We start from the raw sequence: 6,381 nt of genomic DNA, 5'->3' as shown, positions 1-6,381 counted from the left end.
CGACAACCCGCGCCCCTTCCGCTGGACCAAAACCGCAGACGAAATCCTGAAATCCCTCGCCGACTACCTCGCCAAAATCAACCCGACAACACCCCCAAACTAATCAACAACTTACTTGCCTGATTTCAGGCGCGACACACTAGTGCCGCGTCCGGGAACCTTTGCCCTGTTTCGTAGGTGACGCACCGGTGGAGATCCCTGTGTGGATCGTGTGGTGGGTTCAGGCTGTCGGGGTGGCAGAACGAGTTCGGGTCCGTGAGCTTGATGATGACGAGGGCCGCAGGCTGCTGCGGATCATCCGCAGGGGCACGGGGTCGGTGGTGACGTGGCGGCGTGCGCAGATTGTGCTGCTGTCGGGCCAGGGTATGCCGGTCGCCAGGATCGCCGAGGTGACCTTCACTTCAACACCGACGGATTCGCGTCGCTGTATCCGAAATACAAGGGCGGGCGGCCGAAAGCATTCACCCTGGCAGAGCGTCGCGAGATCAAGAAGATCGCCAAGTCCACGCTGGTCGAACACGGCCTGCCGTTCTCGACCTGGAGCCTGGCCAAGCTGGCCGACTTCCTGGTCGCCGAGGGGGTGGTCGACGACATCAGCCATGAGGGCCTTCGGGTCCTGCTCCGAGAGGAGGGCGTGTCGTTTCAACGCGTGAAGACCTGGAAGACCTCCCGCGATCCCGACTACGCGGTCAAGAAGGCGCGCGTCGAGCACCTTTACGCGATCGCTGACGGCGAGGTCGCACCCGACGACGGCGAGCCGAGGGTGATCTACTGCCTCGATGAGTTCGGACCGCTGAATCTGCAACCGCATCCGGGCAGGCAGTGGGCCGAACGCGGCGGCAAACACAAAGATCCCGACAGGGGGCCTCGGCCGCGGCGGCGCGCCACCTTCAACCGGCCGCATGGCGTGCGGCACCTGTTCGCCGCGTTCGACCTGCGAGCGGACAAGCTCTATGGCCACGTCAAGCCACGCAAGACCCGCACCCAGTTCCTCGAATTCTGCCGCTACCTGCGGACTCTGCACCCACCGCATGTGCCCATCGCCATCGTCTGCGACAACTTCGCACCGCATCTGAGCACCCGCATCGACAGCCGCGTCGGCGATTGGGCCGAGGTCAACAACGTCGAAATCGCCTACACCCCAACCAATTCCTCGTGGCTCAACCGCATCGAAGCCCAATTCACCGCCCTGCGGTACTTCGCCCTGGACGGTACCGACCACGCCAGCCGCCGAGAACAGGCCAGCATGATCCGCCGCTACATCATCTGGCGCAACAAGCACGCCACCGACCAACGACTACGACAGATCATAGACAAGGCGAACGTTGCCTGATGCGGCACTAGAGCGCGGTCGTGGGGTAGGTAGACCAGATGCCCCGCTGACTTGAAGATCGGTAAAGAACCTAGATGGATTCTGTCGGGGGCAACCGGAACCTGGTACCAGCCGGTGTCGCCAGCGCGCGTCGGCGGAGCGGATGGCACACCCCTGGCACCGGTGTTCGCTGCGGTGCGGGGTGGCACCACGCTTCGAGCCTGCTGGGCTCGGTTGATCGCCGCCGCTGCCATTCCGGTACTGCTGCTCGCCTGTGGTACGAGCTCGACCGCTCAACCGTCATGCAGCACCGCTCATTGTGAGCGGACGACAATCATCGGGACCTCCGCCGAATGCAGCAGGGCATTGCTGGTGGAGCCCAGCAGCATACTGGCGAATCCGCCACGGCCATGACTGCCGACGACAACGAGCTGGGTGTTCGCGGATTCGTCGAGAATCGAGCGAACCGGTCGGTCGGCCACCACTCTGCGCCGCACCAGAACATCTGGGTAGCGTTCGCCCCAGCCCGCGAGGCTCTCGGCGAGGTCTGCTTCAGCCGACTGTTTGGCGGCATCCCAGCCCGGGACCGGCACGTCGAGACCGCTGGTGTCGCTCCAGGCGTGTAGGGCGATCAGACCGACCTTGCGGCGGGAGGCTTCCTCGAACGCGAGTTCGACAGCGGGAACGCTGTTGCTGGTTCCATCGACACCGACCAGCACCGGTTGCATGGCGGACACCGCGTCGATCGCCGAGATGCCATGGATTACCGCGACCGGGCAGTGCGCATGATGGGTGGTCGCGGTGCTGACCGACCCGAGCAGCCCACGCTGGAACGCACCCAGGCCACGGCTGCCGACCACCAGCATCCGCACCTGTGTCGAACGCTCGATCAGTGTCGGAATGACCAGCTCGAACGTCATTTCGGTGGTTATCTCCGGGTCTTCGCCCGCCGCCGTGTGCGCCACTCGAGTGGCTTCGGCAAGAACCCGCTCCCCTTCTCCGCGCATCCACCCGATATCTGCCTCGCTCAACATCATCCCCGGTCCGAAGCTGGTCTGGACCGCCATCGAGGTGAGAATGTGCAGTGGGCAGCTGTGCAGCGCCGCCTCGACCGCGGCCCAAGCGGCCGCCTGATAGGAGCTGGCCGAGCCGTCGACGGCAACGAGGATCGGGGAGTTGAGTTGTTTTGAATGCGAAACACTTTCACCTACCACGGTCTGTCCTCTCTGACCGGACGGCTCATCTGCCGCCACTCGCTCGCCCAGGCGGCGCTGCGGCGCCGGTCGAGCAACCATCCGACGCCAGTCACCAGGCACCAGCCGCAGAGCCAGGTACCTGCCAGCGCAACGACACCGGCGCCGATCCCCGCCATCGCCGCATCGTCCCCGTCACGGGGTTCGGTGGTGGGCGCACCGTCGGGCCCGATCCAGACCGTGACGTGATCGCCGGGCCGAGCCCCACGCCGCACCGGCAACCGCGCGTCACCGGGCCGGCCGTTCTGGTTCCACTGCGTTGTCGCCTCGATGTGATATGGGCCGATTTGCACCGGTTCGTCTGTGATCACGGCCGTCACTGCGGATTTCGTCACGTTCTCCACGCGAATTCGCGCGGCGACCTCGATATAGGTCCTGGTCCCGAGCGCACCCGCGATCGGTACTGCGATCAAGGCTGCCAGCACGACCACGGCTATGACGGCGCCCTCCCAGCGATCCGACGTGCGCAACAGCGGATTGGAACTCCAGGGTCGCCGCGACCACAGGCGGGCCAGACGCGTCAACCACCCGAGGATCGGAATAGTCTCGGTATCGGACATCGCCAGGCACCTCTTCTCGATGGCGTGCATCCCTAATCGAGCATCTCCCCCGTGGCTGTGCTCGGGCAGAGCAGAAGGTCATCGTTCGTGGGGCCGAGGGGCTCGCTCGTCGGGCAGATCCTGCTTGACCCGCGCCATCGGCAACACGGTGCCGCACCTCGCCAACTCGTCGCGAACCGCCGTTCGGAGCGAGTCACGGCTCGCCTTATCTGATCGGCGATTTTCCCGGAACCCGGAAATAGACTGTGGCGAGGACCTTTCCACTGTGGCCGGGTCCCGCGCTGCTGTGCGACGACCACATGCGCAAGGAAATCGCCCGCACAGGCGAAGTAACACCGGATCGGCACCGACGGCGTCGGCCTGTGCTTCCCGCCGGCAAGGCGCGGATCGGCTCCGAGCTACTCGACCAGGCGAGGACGCTGCTGGTCGCCCGACGCCGTCGCGCTGGATATGGACCGGTCGACGAGATGGTGGCTGAGGCAATGCGCACCGGGCTTGTCCGAGCAGCATGGTCAGAGCGGCGGTCTGCAGATATCCACCGGCCCTGTCAAGGGGCTTCGGTCACGTTCCATCGTCGAGTTCGGCACGCTCGTCCCAAGGCCGTGCCGCCAACGGCAGGGAGGGTCGCGGAATGCGAGCGTCGTTGAGATCGGCTCGGCCGAGGCCGCCTGCGTGGGACGTGGCGCGAACCTACACATCGGCGATGACCTGCGGTCTTTCGGCCCGCAAGACCAGGACCAACGCCAGCAGTCGATCCGGTTCGAGGATTTCTACCGTACAGATGGCAGTCGACTTCTCGATTCCGAAGGGACAGCAACATGGATACGAAGCGCGAGAATCCGCATCTACAGACGACGGCCCCCGTGGTCGTTGGAGTCGATGGCTCCGAGGGCAGCGATCTGGCCGTCCGCTGGACCGCCGAAGTGGCCGCCCAGCGCGGCCGTTCATTGCGCATAGTGCATGGTCTCGATATCGCCGCGCTGCAATCAGTGCTCGGCTTCTATGACGTCATGGACACTTCGGCCATCGAAATCGCCCATCACCGTGGCACGGAAATCGTCGACGACTCGGCCAGGCTGGCCCGGGACGTCGTCTCGGAGCTCGACATCGCCACTGAAGTCTCCGACGATTCCCCCGCCCGCGTGTTGATCCATCACTCGAAAACCGCGCATTTCGTCGTGCTCGGCGCCACCGGCACTGCGGGTACCTTCGCCCACCTCGGTTCCACGCTGCTGGCGGTTGCCAGTCACGGGCACGGCTCGATCGTGGTGGTCCGCGATACCGGCACCGAGCAGCACATCCGCCGGGACGGACCGGTCGTGGTCGGTATCGATGGCAGTGCGGTGAGCGAGGTCGCCATCGCCGCAGCATTCGCCGAGGCAGCCGACCGCAGGGCCGAACTGGTCGCGCTGCATGCGTGGAGTGACTGGGACTTCGGCGAATTCGCCGGCAAACCCACCCCAGGCTTCGACACAACCGAGTTGGAGAAAGCCGAGTACGCGATCCTTGCCGAGCGCCTGGCAGGTTGGCAGGAGAAGTATCCCGACGTCCACGTCGCCCGCAAAGTACACGTGGCAGGGCCGACCGGGTTGCTGATGCAATGGTCGAAGTCCGCCCAGCTGATCGTCGTCGGCAGCCGCGGCCGCGGCGGTTTCACCGGACTGCTGCTCGGCTCCACCAGCAATTTCCTCGTCCAGCACGCCCACTGCCCAGTTCTGGTCGCACACCCCGCATAACCACGGTCCCCAACTACAACGGTCCACTCGTCTGGCGGGTAGACATTGCGCGTCAGCGTGCACTGGGCGGCTGCAGCGTCATCGAGACAGATCGCGACACATCCGCACGCGCGTCGACGTGCGGGCGCCCGGGCAACGGCGATCACCACTCCGACTGCTCGCTCAACCCGCTCGGCCCAGCAGTCTCGACCGCATTGGACAACCCGTCGGTGCGTCGGCGATGAGTTGTGGTGGAAGTTCGGGTGTACTCGCTGGTAATTCGGCGACCTGACGTGGAATACCCTCCACAGCGCGCATGAGGATGGTCCAGCGTCAGGCGATTTCCCGTCCGCACTCGACTCATCGAGGCACTACCCTTCCACGCGGGGCACCACGGCAGCTAGGGAGCTGTCGGCTGCGCGAATTCGCCCACGCCGCCATCGGATCCGTCTGCCTGCCCGAGCTCCCGGTACAGCTCGGCGATGGTCTCGCGCCGTCCCGGACCGGTGCCTGGGGTGGCAAGCGCCGCAGTCGCGGCGGCAATACCCAAGCGCACCGCGTCGGCCAATGCGTATCCCCGGGCCAACCCGACGGTGGTACCCCCGACCATCGCGTCACCGGCGCCGATCCCGCTGCGCACCCGCGCCCTGATCGGCCCGAACCACTCGTGCGATTCTCGGGTCACCACCAGCGCTCCAGCCGAACCGAGAGACAGCAGCACGATCTCGGTCAGCCCCGAGATGATCAGCCGGCGGGCCGCCGACAGCTGTTGCGCACGCTCGGGCAGCAGGTGACCGACGTAGTCACCGAGTTCCCGAACGCTCGGCTTGATCAGGTACACGCCGCGGTGCACCCCGCGCAGCGCGGCACCCGAGGTATCCAGCACCACTCGGATACCCAGGTCACCCATCAGGTCGGTGAGGATCTGGTAGAAGTCCGGGGACGCCCCCGGCGGCAGACTTCCGCTGGCGACGAGGTAAGACGCGCCGCGCACCGCTCGCTCCACCTCGACCAAGCAGCAGTGCTGTTCCGGATTTGTCAGCCGCGGACCAGGAAACACGAACCGGTACTGCTCTCCGGTCGCGGCGTCGGTGACCGCGAGACTCTCCCGTGTCGACTCGGCCACCGGAACCGGGCGCACCGGCACTCCCGCATCGCGCACCAACTGCTCGAGCCGCGAGCCGTTGGGCCCACCGGAGGGAAACACTGCTGTGACTTCCAGCCCGAGCGCGGCCACAGTGCGCGCGACGTTCAATCCTCCCCCACCGGGATCGAATCGCGGAGTCGCACAACGCATCTTGTCGACGGCCATGACTCTGTCGACCTGGGTCGAGAGATCGACCGCAGGGTTCATTGTCAAGGTAACGATAGGACCCATAGAATCCTCCTCGAACCGGCCCTGATCCAGCCTCTGCGGGGAGCGAAGCCGACCCTCTGGACCGCCTACTTCCACCGCCAGCGGTACGGTGTGGCGCTGGGCGACAATCGGTTGCGTCTCATCACCGCTGGTGCGCGGCGTCCTTGGCGATGGTCCGCTGTCC

4 protein-coding genes and 1 pseudogene are annotated in these 6,381 nt (G+C 65.6%); 2 read left to right on the top strand and 3 right to left on the bottom strand.

What is annotated here, in order from left to right; translation table 11 throughout:
* The first annotated feature begins 233 nt into the window (after positions 1-233).
* Positions 234-1,333: pseudogene (locus AB0B25_RS15990) on the top strand (IS630 family transposase).
* A gap of 293 nt (positions 1,334-1,626) precedes the next feature.
* Here AB0B25_RS15990 and AB0B25_RS15985 read toward each other — a convergent pair.
* Together AB0B25_RS15985 and AB0B25_RS15980 are read right to left on the bottom strand one after the other, a co-directional pair.
* Positions 1,627-2,526: a universal stress protein gene (locus AB0B25_RS15985; RefSeq protein WP_357179345.1), complete on the bottom strand. Its 900-nt coding sequence runs from the start codon at positions 2,524-2,526 to the stop codon at positions 1,627-1,629.
* Positions 2,520-3,125, bottom strand: a complete 606-nt coding sequence (locus AB0B25_RS15980) for a hypothetical protein (protein ID WP_357179343.1) — start codon at positions 3,123-3,125, stop codon at positions 2,520-2,522. Before AB0B25_RS15980 ends, AB0B25_RS15985 begins: the two co-directional genes overlap by 7 nt.
* 818 nt (positions 3,126-3,943) lie before the next feature.
* Here AB0B25_RS15980 and AB0B25_RS15975 point away from each other — a divergent pair.
* The gene (locus tag AB0B25_RS15975; RefSeq protein WP_357179341.1) at positions 3,944-4,861 is read left to right on the top strand and encodes a universal stress protein; all 918 of its coding nucleotides are present in this window, start codon (positions 3,944-3,946) and stop codon (positions 4,859-4,861) included.
* A gap of 379 nt (positions 4,862-5,240) precedes the next feature.
* Here AB0B25_RS15975 and AB0B25_RS15970 read toward each other — a convergent pair whose 3' ends face one another.
* Complete coding sequence (locus AB0B25_RS15970) at positions 5,241-6,218, bottom strand: 1-phosphofructokinase family hexose kinase (RefSeq protein ID WP_357179338.1); 978 nt, start codon at positions 6,216-6,218, stop codon at positions 5,241-5,243.
* Between the last annotated feature and the right edge of the window lie 163 nt (positions 6,219-6,381).

The sequence above is a fragment of the Nocardia sp. NPDC049190 genome (genome assembly GCF_040648115.1).
GTDB lineage: Bacteria > Actinomycetota > Actinomycetes > Mycobacteriales > Mycobacteriaceae > Nocardia.
The sequence above is the reverse complement of the archived record's forward strand: the minus strand, read 5'-3'. Positions and strand labels throughout refer to the sequence as shown.

Coding starts and splice junctions, on each gene's coding strand:
- AB0B25_RS15970 (WP_357179338.1), bottom strand. CDS start 6,218: ATGGGTCCTATCGTTACCTTGACAATGAACCCTGCGGTCGATCTCTCG.
- AB0B25_RS15980 (WP_357179343.1), bottom strand. CDS start 3,125: ATGTCCGATACCGAGACTATTCCGATCCTCGGGTGGTTGACGCGTCTG.
- AB0B25_RS15975 (WP_357179341.1), top strand. CDS start 3,944: ATGGATACGAAGCGCGAGAATCCGCATCTACAGACGACGGCCCCCGTG.